This is a genomic window from Herbidospora mongoliensis, from assembly GCF_001570545.1.
Classification (GTDB): Bacteria; Actinomycetota; Actinomycetes; order Streptosporangiales; family Streptosporangiaceae; genus Herbidospora; species Herbidospora mongoliensis.
Map to the genome: position 1 here is coordinate 295112 of NZ_BBXD01000012.1, position 16668 is coordinate 311779.

At 69.4% G+C, this 16668-nt stretch carries 17 protein-coding genes; 10 read left to right on the forward strand and 7 right to left on the reverse strand.

Translation table 11 applies throughout. The annotated features are described in order from the left end of the window. The first annotated feature begins 77 nt into the window (after nt 1-77). Genes urtA through urtE form a run of 5 tightly spaced genes read left to right on the forward strand, consistent with a single transcriptional unit; the run spans nt 78 to nt 4759 of the window. Nucleotides 78-1304 carry an urea ABC transporter substrate-binding protein gene (gene urtA / locus AW272_RS16185; protein ID WP_066365364.1) on the forward strand — a complete coding sequence of 409 codons (1227 nt, stop codon included), beginning with the start codon at nt 78-80 and terminating at the stop codon, nt 1302-1304. Nucleotides 1305-1364: 60 nt separating this feature from the next. Further along, complete coding sequence (gene urtB, locus AW272_RS16190; RefSeq protein WP_066365368.1) at nt 1365-2231, forward strand: urea ABC transporter permease subunit UrtB; 867 nt, start codon at nt 1365-1367, stop codon at nt 2229-2231. Beyond that, nucleotides 2228-3325 (forward strand): urea ABC transporter permease subunit UrtC, encoded by a 1098-nt coding sequence (gene urtC / locus AW272_RS16195; RefSeq protein ID WP_083958368.1) that lies wholly within the window; start codon nt 2228-2230, stop codon nt 3323-3325. The genes urtB and urtC overlap by 4 nt, the downstream gene beginning before the upstream one ends. Next, nucleotides 3322-4083 (forward strand): urea ABC transporter ATP-binding protein UrtD, encoded by a 762-nt coding sequence (gene urtD, locus AW272_RS16200; protein ID WP_066365369.1) that lies wholly within the window; start codon nt 3322-3324, stop codon nt 4081-4083. The genes urtC and urtD overlap by 4 nt, the downstream gene beginning before the upstream one ends. Then, complete coding sequence (gene urtE / locus AW272_RS16205) at nt 4070-4759, forward strand: urea ABC transporter ATP-binding subunit UrtE (protein WP_066365374.1); 690 nt, start codon at nt 4070-4072, stop codon at nt 4757-4759. Before urtD ends, urtE begins: the two co-directional genes overlap by 14 nt. Before the next feature lie 131 nt (nt 4760-4890). Here urtE and AW272_RS16210 read toward each other — a convergent pair whose 3' ends face one another. The 3 genes from AW272_RS16210 to AW272_RS16220 form a co-directional block, all read right to left on the reverse strand. Beyond that, complete coding sequence (locus AW272_RS16210; protein ID WP_218010912.1) at nt 4891-5163, reverse strand: PaaI family thioesterase; 273 nt, start codon at nt 5161-5163, stop codon at nt 4891-4893. A 92-nt stretch (nt 5164-5255) separates the two neighbouring features. Beyond that, entirely contained in the window at nt 5256-6209 is a 954-nt protein-coding gene (locus AW272_RS16215) for a GNAT family N-acetyltransferase (protein WP_066365376.1), read from the reverse strand. Between the two features lie 41 nt (nt 6210-6250). After that, nucleotides 6251-6493 (reverse strand): DUF2630 family protein, encoded by a 243-nt coding sequence (locus AW272_RS16220; RefSeq protein WP_066365912.1) that lies wholly within the window; start codon nt 6491-6493, stop codon nt 6251-6253. A 191-nt stretch (nt 6494-6684) separates the two neighbouring features. Here AW272_RS16220 and leuA point away from each other — a divergent pair, with 191 nt between their 5' ends. Beyond that, nucleotides 6685-8400: a 2-isopropylmalate synthase gene (leuA, locus tag AW272_RS16225; RefSeq protein WP_066365381.1), complete on the forward strand. Its 1716-nt coding sequence runs from the start codon at nt 6685-6687 to the stop codon at nt 8398-8400. A 119-nt stretch (nt 8401-8519) separates the two neighbouring features. Here the strand turns inward: leuA and AW272_RS16230 are convergent, their stop codons facing one another. Then, nucleotides 8520-9644 (reverse strand): NAD(P)/FAD-dependent oxidoreductase, encoded by a 1125-nt coding sequence (locus AW272_RS16230; protein ID WP_066365386.1) that lies wholly within the window; start codon nt 9642-9644, stop codon nt 8520-8522. Nucleotides 9645-9713: 69 nt separating this feature from the next. Here AW272_RS16230 and AW272_RS16235 point away from each other — a divergent pair, with 69 nt between their 5' ends. Beyond that, a complete protein-coding gene (locus tag AW272_RS16235) occupies nt 9714-10607 on the forward strand; it encodes a Gfo/Idh/MocA family protein (RefSeq protein WP_066365388.1) in 894 nt (297 codons plus the stop codon). Between the two features lie 15 nt (nt 10608-10622). Here the strand turns inward: AW272_RS16235 and AW272_RS16240 are convergent, their stop codons facing one another. Continuing rightward, a complete protein-coding gene (locus AW272_RS16240; protein ID WP_066365389.1) occupies nt 10623-11600 on the reverse strand; it encodes a Glu/Leu/Phe/Val family dehydrogenase in 978 nt (325 codons plus the stop codon). Nucleotides 11601-11765: 165 nt separating this feature from the next. Next, nucleotides 11766-12440, reverse strand: coding sequence for a TetR/AcrR family transcriptional regulator (locus AW272_RS16245; RefSeq protein ID WP_066365395.1), 675 nt, complete (start codon nt 12438-12440; stop codon nt 11766-11768). A 104-nt stretch (nt 12441-12544) separates the two neighbouring features. Here AW272_RS16245 and AW272_RS16250 point away from each other — a divergent pair, with 104 nt between their 5' ends. From AW272_RS16250 to AW272_RS16260, 3 genes are read left to right on the forward strand one after another with little or no spacing between them, the layout of a single operon-like run. Next, entirely contained in the window at nt 12545-13006 is a 462-nt protein-coding gene (locus AW272_RS16250; protein WP_066365399.1) for an SRPBCC family protein, read from the forward strand. Next, a complete protein-coding gene (locus tag AW272_RS16255) occupies nt 13003-13899 on the forward strand; it encodes an NAD-dependent epimerase/dehydratase family protein (protein ID WP_066365402.1) in 897 nt (298 codons plus the stop codon). Before AW272_RS16250 ends, AW272_RS16255 begins: the two co-directional genes overlap by 4 nt. A gap of 17 nt (nt 13900-13916) precedes the next feature. Then, complete coding sequence (locus AW272_RS16260) at nt 13917-15485, forward strand: alkaline phosphatase D family protein (protein WP_066365410.1); 1569 nt, start codon at nt 13917-13919, stop codon at nt 15483-15485. Here the strand turns inward: AW272_RS16260 and rocD are convergent. Then, nucleotides 15469-16662: an ornithine--oxo-acid transaminase gene (gene rocD / locus AW272_RS16265; protein WP_066365913.1), complete on the reverse strand. Its 1194-nt coding sequence runs from the start codon at nt 16660-16662 to the stop codon at nt 15469-15471. The genes AW272_RS16260 and rocD overlap by 17 nt on opposite strands. Between the last annotated feature and the right edge of the window lie 6 nt (nt 16663-16668).

The window sequence follows — 16668 nt, forward strand, 5'->3', positions numbered from 1 at the left end:
TTCCCGGGAAATCGCACTCGATCACCTTTGCGGCAGATGGGTCGGTGCGGGGGCCGTACTGGCAAGGAGGAAATGCATTGAGCTACGCATTCTTACGGACTGCCGCAGCCGCGGGCCTGGTGCTTGTTCTCGCGGCCTGTGGTGGTGAGGCGACCGAGAGCGCGACCGGTGGCGATGCCGCGAGCGGCAGCACCATCAAGGTCGGTCTGCTGCACTCGCTGAGCGGCACGATGGCCATCAGCGAGGTCACGGTCCGCGACGCCGAGCTGCTCGCGATCGAGGAGATCAACGCCGCGGGCGGCGTGCTCGGCAAGAAGCTCGAACCGGTGGTCGAGGACGGTGCCTCCGACTGGCCCACCTTCGCCGAGAAGGCGAACAAGCTGATCAGCCAGGACAAGGTCGCCACCGTCTTCGGCGGCTGGACCTCCGCCTCGCGTAAGGCGATGCTCCCGGTCTTCGAACGGCACAAGGCGCTGCTCTGGTATCCGGTTCAGTACGAGGGCCTGGAGTCGTCCCCGTACATCTTCTACACCGGCGCCACCACCAACCAGCAGATCATCCCGGGTCTGGACTACCTGAAGGAACAGGGCAAGACCAAGATCTTCCTGGTCGGCAGCGACTACGTCTTCCCGCGGACCGCCAACAAAATCATCAAGGCCTACGCCGCCGCCAACGGAATGACGGTCCTCGGTGAGGAATACACCCCGCTGGGCCACACCGAATACTCGACTTTGACCAACAAGGTCGTTCAGGCGAAGCCGGACGCGGTCTTCAACACGTTGAACGGCGACAGCAACGTGGCCTTCTTCAAGCAATTGAAGAGCGCCGGCGTGACCGCCGAATCGATGCCCGTGCTCTCCGTCTCGGTCGCGGAGGAGGAGGTCACCGGAATCGGCATCGACAACATCGTCGGCCACCCGGTGGCCTGGAACTACTACCAGACCACCGAGAACGCGGCGAACTCGAAGTTCGTCGCCGCCTTCAAGGCCAAGTACGGCGCCGCCAAGGTCACCTCCGACCCGATGGAGGCCGGCTACAACGCGGTCTACCTGTGGGCCGAGGCGGCCAAGAAGGCCGGCACCGTCGAGGTCGAGGCGGTCAAGAAGGCGTCCGGCGGCATCGCGCTGGAGCGTCCCGAGGGCCTGGTGACCATCGACGGCGAGACGCAGCACATGTACAAGACGGCCCGGATCGGGATCATCCAGCCCGACGGCCTGATCAAGGAGGTCTGGAACTCGGGTGAGCCGATCAAGCCCGACCCCTACCTGAAGACGTATCCGTGGGCCGGGAGCCTCGCCTCCTGACAACGCTTCCCGGGGCGCCGGCGCGGCGCCCCGGGACCGTACTTCCAGAAAGGGGGCAGGGTGGAGGGAATCCTCAACCAGCTGCCGATCGGGCTGTCGATCGCGGCGGTTCTGCTGCTCATCGCGCTCGGCCTGACGTTCACGTTCGGCCAGATGGGCGTGATCAACATGGCCCACGGCGAGTTCATCATGGCCGGGGCGTACACGGCCTATCTGCTGCAGGACTTCGCCGGCCGCAACGCGGTGCTGGTGGCGCTGCCGGTGGCGTTCGTGGTGGCCGGGCTGATGGGGCTGATCCTCGAACGGGCGGCGATCCGGCACTTCTACGGACGGCCGCTCGACACACTCCTGCTGACCTGGGGTGTCTCCCTCGTCCTGCAGCAGGTGGCACGTGACCTGTTCGGGGCGCCGAACGTGCAGGTGCTCTCGCCTACCTGGCTGCAGGGGACGTTCGGGCCGATGCCGTACAACCGGATGTTCATCCTGTTGCTCGCGGTCGGCTCGGTGGTGGGGATCTGGGTCTACATGAACCGGACCGCCCTCGGGCGGCGGATGCAGGCCGTGATGCAGAACCGGCAGCTCGCCGCGACCAGCGGGATCAACACCGGGCAGGTCGACCAGCTCACCTTCTTCATCGGATCCGGGCTCGCCGGGATCGCCGGCGTCGCGCTGACGCTGATCGGGCCGGTCGGGCCGACGCTCGGGACCTACTACATCGTCGACGCGTTCCTGGTGGTCGTCGCGGGCGGGCTCGGGCAGCTGCGCGGCGCGGTCATCGCGGCCGCGGCGCTGGGGCTGCTGAACTCGTACGCGGAGTTCTGGACCAACGCCAGCCTGGCCAAGGTCATCGTGTTCGCGGTGATCATCGCCTTCCTCCAGTTCCGGCCGCAGGGCCTGTTCGTTCTCCGATCTAGGGCGCTGACATGACAGCCACGCTCGAGAAGCCTCCCGTCACCGAGGCCCCCGTCAAGGAGCCGCGCGACTGGCGCGGGCCCGCCCTGTTCGCCGTGGTCGCGATCATCGGCCTGGTGGTCATGCCGCTGGTGCTGGAGCCGTTCCGGCTGGGGCTGCTGGCCAAATACCTCACGTACGCGATCGTCGCCCTCGGCATCGGCCTGGCCTGGGGCCAGGGCGGCATGCTGACCCTCGGGCAGGGGGTGTTCTTCGGCCTCGGCGGCTACGCGATGGGCATGCACCTCAAGCTCAACGACGCCGGGGACGGCCTGCCCGACTTCATGGTCTGGAGCGGCGTCGAGACGCTGCCCGCCCTGTGGGAGCCGTTCCGCAACCCGGTGTTCGCGATAGCCATGGTGGTGATCGTGCCCGGGGCGGTGGCCTGGCTGCTGGGCACGCTCGTGTTCCGGCAACGGGTGCGGGGCGCCTACTTCGCGATCCTGACCCAGGCCCTGGCCGCCGCGATGGTCATCCTGCTGGTCGGCCAGCAGGGGCTCACCGGCGGGACCAACGGCCTCACCAACTTCTTCGAGGTCTTCGGCCAGGACGTCGCGGCCGACTCGACCCAGCGCGGGCTCTACTTCACCGTGGCGATCGTGCTCGGGATCCTGTTCATCGCGGTCTGGCAGCTCCAGCGCTCCCGGTTCGGGCGGCTCCTTCTCGCGGTACGGGACGGCGAGGACCGGGTGCGGTTCCTCGGCTACAACCCGGCCACCGTGAAGACGATCACGTTCACCCTCTCGGCGGTCATGGCGGGCATCGCGGGGGCGCTGTTCGTGCCGATCGTCGGGATCATCTCGCCGGCGCTGCTGGGGGTCGTACCGTCACTCGAACTGGTGGTCGCGGTCGCGGTCGGCGGGCGGTTCGTGCTCGTCGGCGCGGTGCTCGGCGCGGTGCTGATGGGGTACGCCAAGACCTACTTCAGCGAGGAACTGCCCGACGCCTGGCTCTACCTCCAGGGCGCGCTGTTCATCCTGGTCATCGGTCTCGCGCCGAAGGGCATCGTCGGCATCATCTCGTCGGTGCGCGAGTCGGTCGCGGGCCGGAAGAAGGAGGTGGCGGCATGACGGCGCTGCTGGAGGTCCGCGACGTCTCGGTCGTCTTCGACGGGTTCCGGGCGCTCGACGGGGTGAACTTCACCGTCGACCACGGCGAACTCCGCTTCCTGATCGGCCCGAACGGCGCCGGGAAGACGACCCTGATCGACATCATCACCGGGCTGACCAAGCCGACCACGGGGACCGTGAGCTTCGACGGCACGGTCGTCAACGGCAAGCGGGAGCACCAGCGGGTGCGGCTCGGGATCGGGCGCACCTTCCAGACCTCGGTGGTCTTCGAGGAGCTGACCGTCCTGGAGAACCTCGACCTGGCCGCGTCGTTCCGCAAGCCGCTGGTCTCGCTGCTGACCCGGCGCAAGGGCGTGACGGAGAAGGTCGAGCAGGCGCTGGAGACGACTCAGCTCACCGATCTCGCGTCGCGCAAGGCGGGAGTGCTCTCGCACGGGCAGCGGCAGTGGCTGGAGATCGGCATGCTGATCGCCCAGGGTCCCCGGCTCCTGCTGCTGGACGAACCCGTCGCCGGCATGTCGTCGGAGGAGCGCGTCAGGACCGGCGACCTGCTGACCGAGATCGCCAAGGACCACACGGTCATCGTGATCGAGCACGACATGGACTTCCTCAGACGTTATGCCTCGACCGTTACCGTGCTTCACGAGGGAAAACTCCTGATAGAGGGCTCGGTGGACGAGGTGCGCGCCGATCCGCGGGTACAAGAGGTCTATCTGGGTCGCGCGCGCGAGGAGGCCGCACACGATGTTGTCGGTTGACAGTCTGGAGGCCGGCTACGGCCGTGCCCGGGTGCTCTTCGGCGTCGGCCTCACGGTCGAACCGGGGCAGCTCGTCTGCGTCATGGGGCGCAACGGGGTCGGCAAGACCACCCTGCTCAACACGATCATGGGCGTCATCCCGGCGACCGCCGGGACGGTCACCTTCGAAGACCGCGACGTCACGAAGATGAAGCCCCACGAGAGGGTCAAGCTCGGCATGGGGTACGTCCCCCAGGGCCACGAGACCTTCCCCCAGCTCAGCGTCCTCGGCAATCTGCTGGTGACGCTGGAGGCGTCCGGGAACCCGCAGTCGGCGCTCGATGAGGCGCTCGACGTGTTCCCCCGCCTCAAACCGCTGCTGAAACGCAAGGCAGGTTTCCTGTCCGGCGGTCAGCAGCAGCAACTCGCCATCGCACGGGCCCTGGTGACCAGGCCGAAGCTCCTGATCCTCGACGAGCCGACCGAGGGCATCCAGCCGTCGATCATCATCGAGATCGAGGAGTCGATCGAGGCGCTGCACGCGTCCGGGATCGCGGTCCTGCTCGTGGAGCAGTACCTGGACCTGGCCATGCGACTGGCCGATCGCTACGTGATCCTCGACGGAGGTCATGTCGTCCACGCAGGGACGGCCGCCGACCTCCAGGGAGAGGAGGCCCGCAAACTCCTGGCCGTCTGACCGTTCTTGACAGTTCTCAGTAACGGGCCAGCTCAAAGGCTGGAAGCGGGGTAGCGTCTAAGTCAGGACCCGTCGGGACTCTCCCGGACTTGGTGGCACAGTCCGGGCCGTCCCGACGGGTCCGTTTTTTTTCACCGGCCGGTCGCCTGCTCGCCGCGCAGCGTCAGCACGGTGCTGGTGACCATGGCGGCGGGTTCGCCGTCGGCCCGCAGGATCTCGCACGAGTCATGCGTGATCGTCCGCCCCCGGTGCGCGGGCCGGGCGGTGGCGACGAGACGACCGCTCCACACCGGCCGCAGGAACGCCGCCCGGATGTCGATGCCGGTGAACGTCTCGCCCGGCTCCATGAGCGTCGAGTGGGCGGTGCCGATGGCCGCGTCGGCCAGTTCGCGCCCGACGAGCACCTACCGGCGCTCACGAGCCTGCTACGCCGCCAGCGGCCTGCGGCTGGCCCTGACCAACCCTCGTACAGAGGAACTTCCGGAGATCCTCCGGGTCATACGCGGAGTTCCCACTCGTGCCACACGTCGAGGAACTCGTAGCCCAGCCGTTCGTTGATGGCGACCATCGGGCCGTTCGCCACCGCGTTCCAGGTGATCACCCGCTGGAGTTCCGGGCGGGCGCGCTTCAGCCAGGCCGTGTTGGCCTCCTTGACCCACATTCCGAGGCCGCGACCCCGGTGGGCGCGGATCACGGCGGTGTCGGTCTGCCGGGCCCAGCCGCCCGGCTCCACGGAGTCGGCGAACAGGCGGGTGAAGGCGGCAGGGGAGCCGTCGTCGGCACGGGCGATCACGGTGAAGACGTCTTGGCGGGTCTCGTCCCACGGGTCTTCCATCGCCTCGACGTCGGCGGGGGTCCAGCGTTCCTCGTTGACCGACAGGTCGTCGAGCGGCGCGTCGTTCATCGTCTCCAGGAACATGATCATTTCCGTGATCAGCGGCTCCGGAGTGCGGCCACGCAGGAACTCCAGCCGGTAGCCGGGGACCTCCCGCTCCGGCGGGGCGAAACGGGCGAGGTCAAGCACTCTCCGGGCCAGGGTGGCGACCTCTCGCATGCCCTTGGCCTGTGCGAAGGCCTCGCCGGGACCCGCCTCGACGACCTCGACGAGCAGCATCTCGCGGTTGGCGGCGCGGGCCCGTTCGGCGGCATGGGCCAGCAGGGCGCCGCCCACACCCCGCCGCCGGTGACCGGACGCCACCTGAAGGAACCGGATCAGCGCCAGGTGGGTGTTGTCGCGGTCGGGCAGGTGCAGCGTCACCCCGCCGATCACCCGGTCGTCGTCGATCGCGAGCCACGTCTCGGCGGGCATCGCGCGCCAGCCGCGTTCGGCGAGCAGGCGGAACAGGTGGGCGGGCAGCCGCGGACCGGGCGCCGCCCAGTCGGCCGCGAGCGCGTGGAATTCGGCCAGCCTGACGGGCTCGGCCGCGAAGTCGAGGGGGACGATGTCCATGGGCCCAGTCCACCCCCGTGACCGCTCGAAAGCGACCGGATTTACTGCTGGTAGCCCTCGACCTCGGAGACCGGGCGGGGCACCGCGCCGTCGGGGTTCTCCCCGATGCCGCGCCGGGCGCGACGCTGGCGGAGCAGGTCCCAGCACTGGTCGAGGGACTCTTCCAGGTTCTTGATGCGGCCGTGGTCGTCGGTGCCGGCCTCCCCGCTGGTGATGCGGGAGCGGAGCTGGTGCTCCTCGTCGATCAGTTCGCCGATGCGGCCGAGAATCTCGTTGTCCTGCATGATCCCCACTCTATTGCCGCTCTCGCGGAGGTCACTCCGGGGGCTCTGGTAGCCTCAAACCTATGCTGCGCGGGCTGCTCCTCCTTAGCCGCCGCGTCGAGGGCCTGTAACAGGCCGGCTCCCTCGTCGCGGTGCGAGTCATGCGCGTCGGCCACGTCCTGTGATGTGACCACTTACGAGGAGCCCCAGAAATGTACCCCCGGCAACAGCCCAGTCCCATGCCCTTCCGGCGCTACGCGCCGTTCACGCCGGTCGCCCTGCATGACCGCACCTGGCCCTCGAAGGTCATCGACCAGGCGCCCCGCTGGTGCGCGGTCGACCTGCGCGACGGGAACCAGGCGCTGATCGACCCGATGGACTCCACCCGCAAGCTGAAGATGTTCGAGCTGCTGGTGCAGATGGGCTACAAGGAGATCGAGGTCGGGTTCCCGGCCGCGTCCCAGACCGACTTCGACTTCGTCCGCAAGATCATCGAAGAGGGCCGCATCCCCGATGACGTCGTCATCCAGGTGCTGACCCAGGCGCGGCCCGAGTTGATCGAGCGCACCTACGAGTCGCTGCGGGGGGCCAAGCAGGCCATCGTGCACCTCTACAACTCCACGTCCACCCTGCAGCGCCGGGTCGTGTTCGGGCTGGAGAAGGAGGGCATCACCGCCATCGCGGTCGAGGGCGCCAAGCTGTGCAAGAAGCTGGCCGACGACATGGCGGGCGAGACCGAGATCTACTTCGAATACTCGCCGGAGTCCTACACGGGCACCGAGCTCGAATACGCCGTCGAGGTCTGCGACGCCGTCAACGACGTCTGGCAGCCGACCCCCGACCGCAAGGTGATCATCAACCTGCCGGCCACGGTCGAGATGGCCACGCCCAACGTCTACGCCGACTCGATCGAGTGGATGCACCGCAACCTGCGCTACCGCGACTCGATCGTGCTGTCGCTGCACCCCCACAACGACCGGGGCACCGCCGTGGCCGCCGCCGAGCTGGGCTACATGGCCGGGGCCGACCGGATCGAGGGCTGCCTGTTCGGCAACGGCGAGCGCACCGGCAACGTCTGCCTGGTGACCCTGGGGATGAACCTGTTCTCGCAGGGCATCGACCCCGAGGTCGACATCTCCGACATCGACGAAGTACGCCGGATCGTCGAATACTGCAACCAGCTGCCCGTCCACCCGCGTCACCCGTGGGGCGGCGAGCTCGTCTACACCGCGTTCTCCGGCTCCCACCAAGACGCGATCAAAAAGGGCTTCGACCACCTGGAGCGCGACGCCGCAGCGGCCGGGGTGCCGGTCGACGAGTTCACGTGGGCGGTGCCCTACCTGCCGATCGACCCGAAGGACATCGGCCGCACCTACGAGGCGGTCATCCGGGTCAACAGCCAGTCGGGCAAGGGCGGCGTGGCCTACATCATGAAGGCCGACCACCAGCTCGACCTGCCCCGCCGGCTGCAGATCGAGTTCTCCCGGGCCGTCCAGGCCCGCACCGACGCCCAGGGCGGCGAGGTCACCCCCGCGCAGATGTGGGAGGCGTTCACCGACGAATACCTCCCGAACCCGGCCAACCCGTGGGGCCGCGTCGGCCTGCTGGCCCACCGCAACTCCGCCGCCGTCGACGACAAGGACGCGATCAGCGTCGACGTCCGGCTGGAGGGCCAGATCCGGGAGATCCACGGCACCGGCAACGGCCCGATCTCGGCGTTCTGCGACGCGCTGGGCTCGCTGGGGATCGACGTGCGGGTCCTCGACTACACCGAGCACGCCATGTCCGGCGGCGCCGACGCCAAGGCGGCCTCCTACGTGGAGACCGAGATCGACGGCCAGGTCCTGTGGGGCGTCGGCATCGACGCCAACACCACGACCGCGTCGCTCAAGGCGATCATCTCGGCCGTGAACCGGGCGAACCGCTAAATCCGGATAAGCGCGGGGCCGCTCCGGTCCCGCGCTTTTTCTTTTCCGTTACGGCTCCGCCCACCACGGCACCGCCCGCCGCCCCGGGCCCGCGCCGCATCCGGCGCCGACCGGCCGCGTCAGGGCGTCGGCGTCACGAGTGATGCTTGTCCAGTGAAGCGTGCCGGGCTGAAATCCGGTGGGGGAGGCTCCAGGCCCAGGACCATCTCGGCGCAGATCCTGCCCACCGCCGGGGCGATGGCGAAGCCGTGGCCGCTGAATCCGGCCGCCACGTGGAGGCCCTCGGGGCCGGCCGGGCCGATCACCGGGGTCAGGTCGGGGGTGATGTCGTAGCAGGCCGCGTAGGACTGGGGGAAGACGACGTCGGGGAAGGCAGGGAACCTCGTCGTGAACTTGGCCGCCGCGCGTTCCAGTTCCACGTCGGTGGCCTTGTTGAGGTAGCCGTCGGGGGTGGTGAGTTCGGCGCCCGTGTGGGAGCCGATGAGCAGGCGGCCGTGGCGTTCGTGACGGACGTACTGCATGCCGACCAGGTCGGTGAAGGCCGGGACCGGGCCGACGGGGGCGCCGGGGGCGGCGATGACGATGGGTTCGCGGGTCGCGCCGATCGGGAGGGTCACGCCCACCTGGGCGGCCAGATCGGCGGTCCAGGCTCCGGCGGCGACGATCACGGTGCGGGCGCCGATGATGCGGCCGTCGACCAGACGTACACCCGAGATCCGGGTGGAGTCGCCCAGGAGGGCGGCGACCTTCGTGTGCTCCAGGATGCGGGCGCCGCCGCGCTGGGCCGCCTGGGCGAAGTGGCGGCAGGTCGCGACCGGGTCGCCGTGGCCGCCGCGTGGTTCGAAGGCGAAGGCGGCGAAGTCCTTGGTCTCCAGGCCCGGCCACAGGGCCGCGATGTCGTCGTGGGTGACCGCGGCGACGTCGACGCCCAGGCCCTGGCGCATGGCCACGTTGTCGCGCAGGGCGGACGCACCCTGCTCGCCGACGCCGACGATGTGGCCGGTCTGGTGGAAGCCCAGGCCGGGGTGGCGTTCGAAGAAGCGGGTGCCCTCCCAGGCCATCTCGGTCAGGGTGGCGCAGTCGTAGTGGCAGCGGACCAGGCCGCTCGATTTGGCGGTTCCGCCGGAGCCGGTGGTCCGGCGCTCCAGTACCAGCACGTCGCGCTGCCCTCGGGCGGTCAGCGCGGCGGCGATCGACAGGCCTTCCAGCCCGCCCCCAATGATCACCACTGCGTGGGAGCTCATGGCGGGAAGTGAACCCTTGCCACATTGCCCACATGTGGCCCGCCGGTTTCCGATGGGTAACCTTCGGCCATGAAGATCGCAATGATCGGTCTCGGGTCGATCGCGCGCAAGGCGTATCTGCCCGTGCTCAGCGCCATCGACGGGGCCGAGTTGGTGTTCTGCACCCGCGACCCGGCGACCCTGCTTGAGCTGGGCGACGCCTACCGGGTGCCCCGGCGGCACACGTCGGTGGCCGAGACGATCGCCGGGGGCGTGGACGCGGCGTTCGTGCACACCGCCACCGACGCCCATCCGGCGATCGTGACCGAGCTGCTGGAGGCCGGTGTGCCGGTCTTCGTGGACAAGCCGCTCGCCTACCGGCTGGACGACGCCGAACGCCTGGTCGAGCTGGCCCGCGAGCGCGGGGTCCCGCTCATGGTGGGCTTCAACCGGCGGTACGCGCCCGGCATCGTCCGGCTGAAGGACCTGCCGCGCGATCTGGTCATCCTGCAGAAGAACCGGCACACCCAGCCGGAGGACCCCCGCAGGATGGTGTTCGACGACTTCATCCACGTGGCCGACACGCTGCGGTTCCTGGCGCCGGGGGAGGTCACCGACGTCTCGGTGAGAATCCGCCTTCAGGGAAGCCTGCTGGAGCATGTCGTGCTCGAACTGTCCGGCGACGGGTTCACCGCCCTCGGGATGATGTCGCGGGTGAGCGGCCAGACCGAGGAGACCTGCGAGGTCATCGGGCGCGGCGAGAAGCACAAGGTGCTCGACCTCGGTGCGGAGATCGCCTTCACCGAGGCCGGCGAGCTGAGCGGGCGGCGTCCCGACTGGGTCTCGGTCGGGACGCAGCGTGGATTCTCCGGGGCCTGCCTCGCCTTCCTGACGGCGGTCGGCGAGGGCAGGCTGCTCGACGCGGGCGACGCGCTGGAGACGCACCGCCTGTGCGAGCGGATCCTCGACGAGGTCGATCGGTAGACGCGCGGCCCTGCGTCAGATGCTTCTCGACTGGCAGGCGTCGGCCACTCTGCCGACGGCGATCGCGTAGGCCGCCTGCCGCAGGGTCAGGCCCTGCTCGCGCGACAGCGCGGTGACCGCCCGGAAGGCGGGCTCCAGATGCGCGCGCAGCCGGGAGCCGAGATCGCCGACCGTCCATTCGCTGTGCGAGGCGATCGTGCCGCCGGCGTTCGCGAGAAGATCGGGGACGACCACACACCCCCGCCCGGTCAGCAGCGCGTCGGCCTCCGGGGTGATCGGGCCGTTGGCGGCCTCGACGACCATCGGGGCCCGGACCTCGGTGGCGTCGTGGGCGGTGATCGTGCCCTGCGTCAGAACGAGTACGTCGGCGTCGGCGTTCAGCGCGTCGCGCCTCACCACGAAGCCCGCCGCGCCGAGCGTGGTGACGATCGCGGTCGCGACCGCGCCTTCGCCGTGGACGGCCACGGTCCGCGTGTTGTCAGTGAGCAGGACCCGCACGCCGAGCGCGACGGCCTCGGTCAGGTCGGGCCGCTGCCGTTGGGTCGGGACCGGCATGTCCCGGCCGATCAGCGGCTGGATCTCGTGCGTGTAGCGGCGGGTGAGCCGCTCGAGTTCACGCTCGGACAGGCTGGCCGGGTCGACGGCGACGCCGCCCTTCGCGCCGCCGTAGGGCAGCCCGGCCAGGGCGCACTTCCAGGTCAGGCCCATGGCCAGGGCGGTGACCTCGTCGAGGTCGGTGCCGGGATGGAACCGCACACCGCCCTTCGCCGGGCCGCGGGACAGGTTGTGCTGGACCCGGTAGCCCTCGATCACGTCGATCCGGCCGTCTTCGCGGCGGACCGGGACCGAGACGGTCAGAGAGCGGCGGGGTGTGGCGAGCAGGTGGTGCAGGCCCTCGTCGAGGGCGAGAAACCGGGCGGCCTCGGCGAGGTGGTGCTGGGCCGAGGCCAGCGGTTTTGCCGACGACACTGTCGGGATTTCCGTGACGGTCATAGGTGGTGCCTCTCGGATTGATCATCCGTCGCCGTTGACGGGTGATGTCCACCATTGTCCAGAGATTCGATCACGGCGATGTCCCATTTACGGGCTTGTCGCCGTTGTTTCGCGGAACGTGGTTCCACTATCGCACCACTGATGTCACCGGCCGTGAACGGGGTGTTACAAGCCGAGGTATCTCGCCAGCGACCGCATTCCGTGGTCGAAGAACTCGCGGCGGTGCGTGATCGTGTTGTCGAACTGGCCGAACAGTTCGAAGCTGATCGCGCCGAACAGGGCCGTCCAGGCGGTGACCGCGCGGGTGACGGCGTCGTCGGAGACGCCGGGCATGACGGCCCGGATCGCCTCGATGTCCGGGCTGATCACGGCCGGTGGTGGCGGGGCGAGGTCGGGCGGGGTGGGCCGGGCGTCGGCGATGATCCGGCCGCAGACGAGGGTCGTGCGCAGGGCGGGCCCGACGGTGTCGGGAGGCGCCTGGTAGCCGGGCACGGGGGAGCCGTAGAGCAGGGCGTATTCGTGCGGGCGGGCCACGGCGAAGTCGCGGACGGCATGGCATAGGGCCAGCCAGCGGTCGGCGGGGGCGTCGGTGTCTTTCTGGGAGGCCTCGGCCGCCTCGCCCAGCGCGGTGTAGCCGTCGATGATCAAGGCGGTGAGCAGGTCGTCCTTGGTCGGGAAGTAGCGGTGGATGGCTGAGGATGCCATGCCCATCTCGCGCGCGATCGCCCGGAGCGACAGGCCCGCGGCGCTCTCTCTGGCCAGGTGGGCGCGGGCGATGTCGGTGATCTCCCGGACCATCTCCGCTCTGACGCGTTCCCGTGCGGTTCGTGCTGCGCTCATTTCCGCAGCTTAACAGAGCGGCGTACAGAAAAGAGAGCAGTGCTCTTGACGAGCGGCGCTCTCAAGAGAGAGCATTGCTCTCAGAAGAGAGAAGGAGTCTGAAAATGAGCGACCTGCACACCGACTTCGCGATGAAGGGCCGCATCGACGAGCGCGCCCCGGTCCGCAACACCTCGTCGATCGAGATCGACGCGCCGGCCGCGGAGGTCTGGGCGCTGCTGTTCGACCTGCGGGGCTGGGAGCGCTGGTGGCCCGAGCACAAGGTGCTCGAACTCGGCGAGATCGCCCCCGGCGAGGGGTACCGCTGGCGGCTGGGCGGCGTGAAGATCAGCAGCCGGTTCGCCGTGGTGACCGAGGGCCGCGAGCTGACCTGGAGCGGGGTGGTGCTCGGCGTCTACAAGGCCGTCGACCGCAACCTCGTCGAGCCGCTGCCCGACGGGCGCACCCGCGTGACCATCTCCGAATCGCTGGCCGGACCGCTGGCCGCGCTGCTCTACCCGGCCGCGAAGCTGCGCGTCGGCCATGAACGTTTCCTGAGCGCGATCAAGAAAGAGGCGGAGAAATGAGACACGTCATCATCGGGGCCGGCCAGGTCGGCGGCCAGCTCGCCGAATTGCTGCACGCGCTGGGGCACCAGGTCGTCCAGATCTCCCGGTCGGGCCGCGGCGCCCCCGGCGTCGAGAAGATCGCGCTGGACGCGTCCGACGCCGAAGCCCTGGTCAGGGCCGCCGACGGCGCCGACGTCATCTACAACTGCGTCAACCCGCCCTACCACCGCTGGCCGATCGACTGGCCGCCGATGCACGCCGCGATGATCCGCGCCGCGCAGGAGTCGGGCGCCGTGCTGGTGATCCTGGGGAATCTGTACGCCTACGGCCCCGTCACCGGCCCCATGACCGAAGACCTCCCGCTGGCCGCCACCCACGTCAAGGGCCGGGTCAGGGCCGAGATGTGGGAGCAGGCCCTGGCCGCCGGGATCCGCACCACCGAGATCCGCGGCTCCGACTACTTCGGCCCGGGGTCGACCGGCGAGGCCTACCTGACCATGCAGGTCATCCGGCCCGCCGCCGAGAACCGGCCGGTCGTCGTGCTGTCCGACCCCGACGTGCCGCACTCCTGGACCTACCTGCCCGACGTCGCCCGCGCCCTGGCCGTCGCGGGCACCGACGAGCGGGCCTGGGGGCGGCCCTGGCACGTCCCGACGTCGGCCCCGCTGACCTTCCGGGAGGTCGCCGAACGCGTCGCGCTGCTGACCGGCGGCCGGAAGCCGAGGATCGTGAAGGTGCCCAGAGCGGCGTTCCACGCCCTGGGCTGGACCTCGCCGAAGATGAAGGGGCTGCGGGAGACGCTTTACCAGTTCGAGGCCCCGTTCGTGCTCGACTCCACCGATTTCGAGAAGACGTTCGGCCTGTCTCCGACCCCTGTCGACGAGGCCCTGGTGGCGTCCATCGTGAGATAGCCGGTATGACTAGGTGCGTGGCACAACTAGTGATCGGGCCCCTCCTCCGCCACGTCGACGCGTCCACCGCGTCCATATGGGTGGAGACCAGCGACCCCTGCGCGGTCACCATCACCGCGGGCACCGAGCAGACGACAGAGCGCACTTTCACGGTGCACGGGCACCACTACGCGATCGTGGACGTGCCCGTGACCGAACCCGTCCCCTATGAGATATGCCTCGACGACGAGGCGGTGTGGCCGCTGGACACGATGGACCCCAGCGTCATCCGTCCCGTCGCCCGACTGAACAAGGTCGTCTTCGGATCGTGCCGGACCAGCGTCCCCAATGACGCGGCCCACACCTTCTCCCACGGCGTCGACACCCTCTTCGCCTTCGGGCACGCCCTGACCGTCCACGACGACCTGCCCGACCTGCTGATCATGCTGGGCGACCAGGTCTACGCCGACGAGCCGTCGGGCGAGATGCTCGACTACATCAAGGAGCGCCGGGGCGACCAGGAACCCCTGCGCGAGATCGCCGACTTCGAGGAGTACGCCGAGCTCTACCGCCAGGCCTGGAACGACCCGGAGATCCGGTGGCTGCTGTCGACCGTGCCGACCGCCATGATCTTCGACGACCACGACCTGCGCGACGACTGGAACACCTCCAAAGACTGGCGCGCCAAGATGGCGAAGGTGCCGTGGTGGCCGCGCCGGGTCGTGGCTGGGCTCGGCGCCTACTGGGTCTACCAGCACCTGGGCAACCTGTCTCCGGCCGAACGCGCCGTCGACGAGGTCTACACCAAGCTCAAGGCGGGTGAGGGCGACGGCGCGGCGGTCCTCGACGCGTTCGCCGAGCAGGCCGACGCCGATCCGACGACCAGCCGGTGGAGCTACGCCCGCGACTTCGGCGACACCCGGCTGATCATGCTCGACTCGCGGTGCGCCCGGCACCTGGAGCCCCGCAACCGGTCGATACTCGACGCGACCGAGTGGGCCTGGCTGGAGGAGACGATGATCGACCCGCCCGAGCGGGTGCTGATCGGCTCGTCGGTGCCGATCCTGCTCCCGGCCGGGATTCATCACATCGAGACCTGGAACGAGGCCCTGTGCGACGGGGCCTGGGGCAAGACGGTGGCCCGATACGCCGAGAAGATCCGGCAGGGCGTCGACCTGGAGCACTGGGCGGCCTTCCGGCGCTCCTTCGACCGCCTGCTGAAGATGCTGGCCGCCTCGGGCACCACGGTCATGCTGATGTCGGGCGACGTGCACTACTCCTACGTCGCCCGGGTCAAGGGGCTGCCGATCTACCAGCTCGTCTGCTCGCCGATCCGCAACCCGCTCAGCCGCACCCTGCGCCTGGCCAACGTCATCGCCCAGTTCGGCGTGGCCACGCTGGTCGGCGGCCTGATCGCCCGGACGGCGAAACTACCGAAGCCGCCGGTGAAGTGGCGCATCACCGACGGCCCCTGGTTCCCCAACGCGCTGGCCACCCTCACTCAGGAGGACGGCAAGCACGTGGTCCGGTGGGAGACGCCGACCGTCCTCGACGACCCACCGAAACTCAAGGAGGTCTCCCGGGTGGAGCTCACGCCGATTCGCTGAGCGCCGGTCCGGTGAGCACGGCCTCCAGTTGCTCCAGCGCCCACTCGATCTCGGCTGCCTCGACCACCAGGGGCGGGGCCAGCCGGATCGTGCTCCCGTGGGTGTCCTTGGCCAGCACGCCCCGCGTCATCAGGGCCTCGCAGATCCGCCGGCCGGAGGCCAGCGACGGGTCGATGTCGACCCCCGCCCACAGGCCCCGGCCGCGTACGGCGGTGACCCCGGGCAGCGCCCGCAGGCCGCCGAACAGGACCGGCTCCAGCTCGCGGGCGCGGGCCTGGTACTCCCCGCTCTTCAGCAGGTTGACCACGGTCTCGCCGACCGCGCAGGCCAGCGGGTTGCCGCCGAACGTCGAACCGTGCTGGCCGGGCTTGATCACACCCAGCACGCCGGCGTCCGCGGCGACGGCCGACACCGGCACGATCCCGCCGCCGAGCGCCTTGCCGAGCACGTACATGTCCGGGACGACGTTCTCGTGGTCACTGGCGAAGGTCTCGCCGGTGCGGCCCAGGCCTGACTGGATCTCGTCGGCGATCATCAGGATGCCGCGCTCGGTGCACAGGTCGCGCACCTGGCGCAGGTAGCCGTCCGGCGGCACCAGGACCCCGGCCTCGCCCTGGATGGGCTCCAGCAGCACGGCGACGGTGTTCTCGTCGATCGCGTCGGCGATGGCCTCGGCGGAGCCGTACTTCACGATCCGGAACCCGGGCGTGTACGGGCCGAAGCCGTCGTGCGCGTCGGGGTCGGTGCTGAAGCTGATGATCGTGGTGGTGCGGCCGTGGAAGTTGTCCTCCATCACGACGATGTTGGGGTCGGTGATCCCCTTCACGTCGCGGCCCCACTTGCGGGCGACCTTGATCGCCGTCTCCACGGCCTCGGCGCCGGTGTTCATCGGCAGGATCATGTCCTTGCCGCACAGCTCGGCCAGCCCGGCCGCGAACGCGGGGAACCGGTCGTTGAAGAACGCGCGGCTCGTCAGGGTGACCCGGTCGAGCTGGGCGTGGGCCGCCGCGAGGATCACGGGGTTGCCGTGGCCGAAGTTCAGCGACGAATATCCGGCCAGGCAGTCGAGGTAACGCCTGCCGTCGACGTCGGTGACCCAGGCGCCCTCGGCCGAGGCGATCACCACCGGCAGCGGGTGGTAGTTGTGCGCGCTGCGGCTCTCGGCCAGCTCGATCATCTCTCG

Bases quoted from the DNA above. Each gene is read 5' to 3' on its own strand.
- urtC (WP_083958368.1), top strand. From the start codon at position 2,228: ATGACAGCCACGCTCGAGAAGCCTCCCGTCACCGAGGCCCCCGTCAAG.
- urtD (WP_066365369.1), top strand. From the start codon at position 3,322: ATGACGGCGCTGCTGGAGGTCCGCGACGTCTCGGTCGTCTTCGACGGG.
- urtE (WP_066365374.1), top strand. From the start codon at position 4,070: ATGTTGTCGGTTGACAGTCTGGAGGCCGGCTACGGCCGTGCCCGGGTG.
- AW272_RS16215 (WP_066365376.1), bottom strand. From the start codon at position 6,209: ATGGACATCGTCCCCCTCGACTTCGCGGCCGAGCCCGTCAGGCTGGCC.
- AW272_RS16220 (WP_066365912.1), bottom strand. From the start codon at position 6,493: ATGCAGGACAACGAGATTCTCGGCCGCATCGGCGAACTGATCGACGAG.
- leuA (WP_066365381.1), top strand. From the start codon at position 6,685: ATGTACCCCCGGCAACAGCCCAGTCCCATGCCCTTCCGGCGCTACGCG.
- AW272_RS16230 (WP_066365386.1), bottom strand. From the start codon at position 9,644: ATGAGCTCCCACGCAGTGGTGATCATTGGGGGCGGGCTGGAAGGCCTG.
- AW272_RS16235 (WP_066365388.1), top strand. From the start codon at position 9,714: ATGAAGATCGCAATGATCGGTCTCGGGTCGATCGCGCGCAAGGCGTAT.
- AW272_RS16240 (WP_066365389.1), bottom strand. From the start codon at position 11,600: ATGACCGTCACGGAAATCCCGACAGTGTCGTCGGCAAAACCGCTGGCC.
- AW272_RS16245 (WP_066365395.1), bottom strand. From the start codon at position 12,440: ATGAGCGCAGCACGAACCGCACGGGAACGCGTCAGAGCGGAGATGGTC.
- AW272_RS16250 (WP_066365399.1), top strand. From the start codon at position 12,545: ATGAGCGACCTGCACACCGACTTCGCGATGAAGGGCCGCATCGACGAG.
- AW272_RS16255 (WP_066365402.1), top strand. From the start codon at position 13,003: ATGAGACACGTCATCATCGGGGCCGGCCAGGTCGGCGGCCAGCTCGCC.
- rocD (WP_066365913.1), bottom strand. From the start codon at position 16,662: ATGATCGAGCTGGCCGAGAGCCGCAGCGCGCACAACTACCACCCGCTG.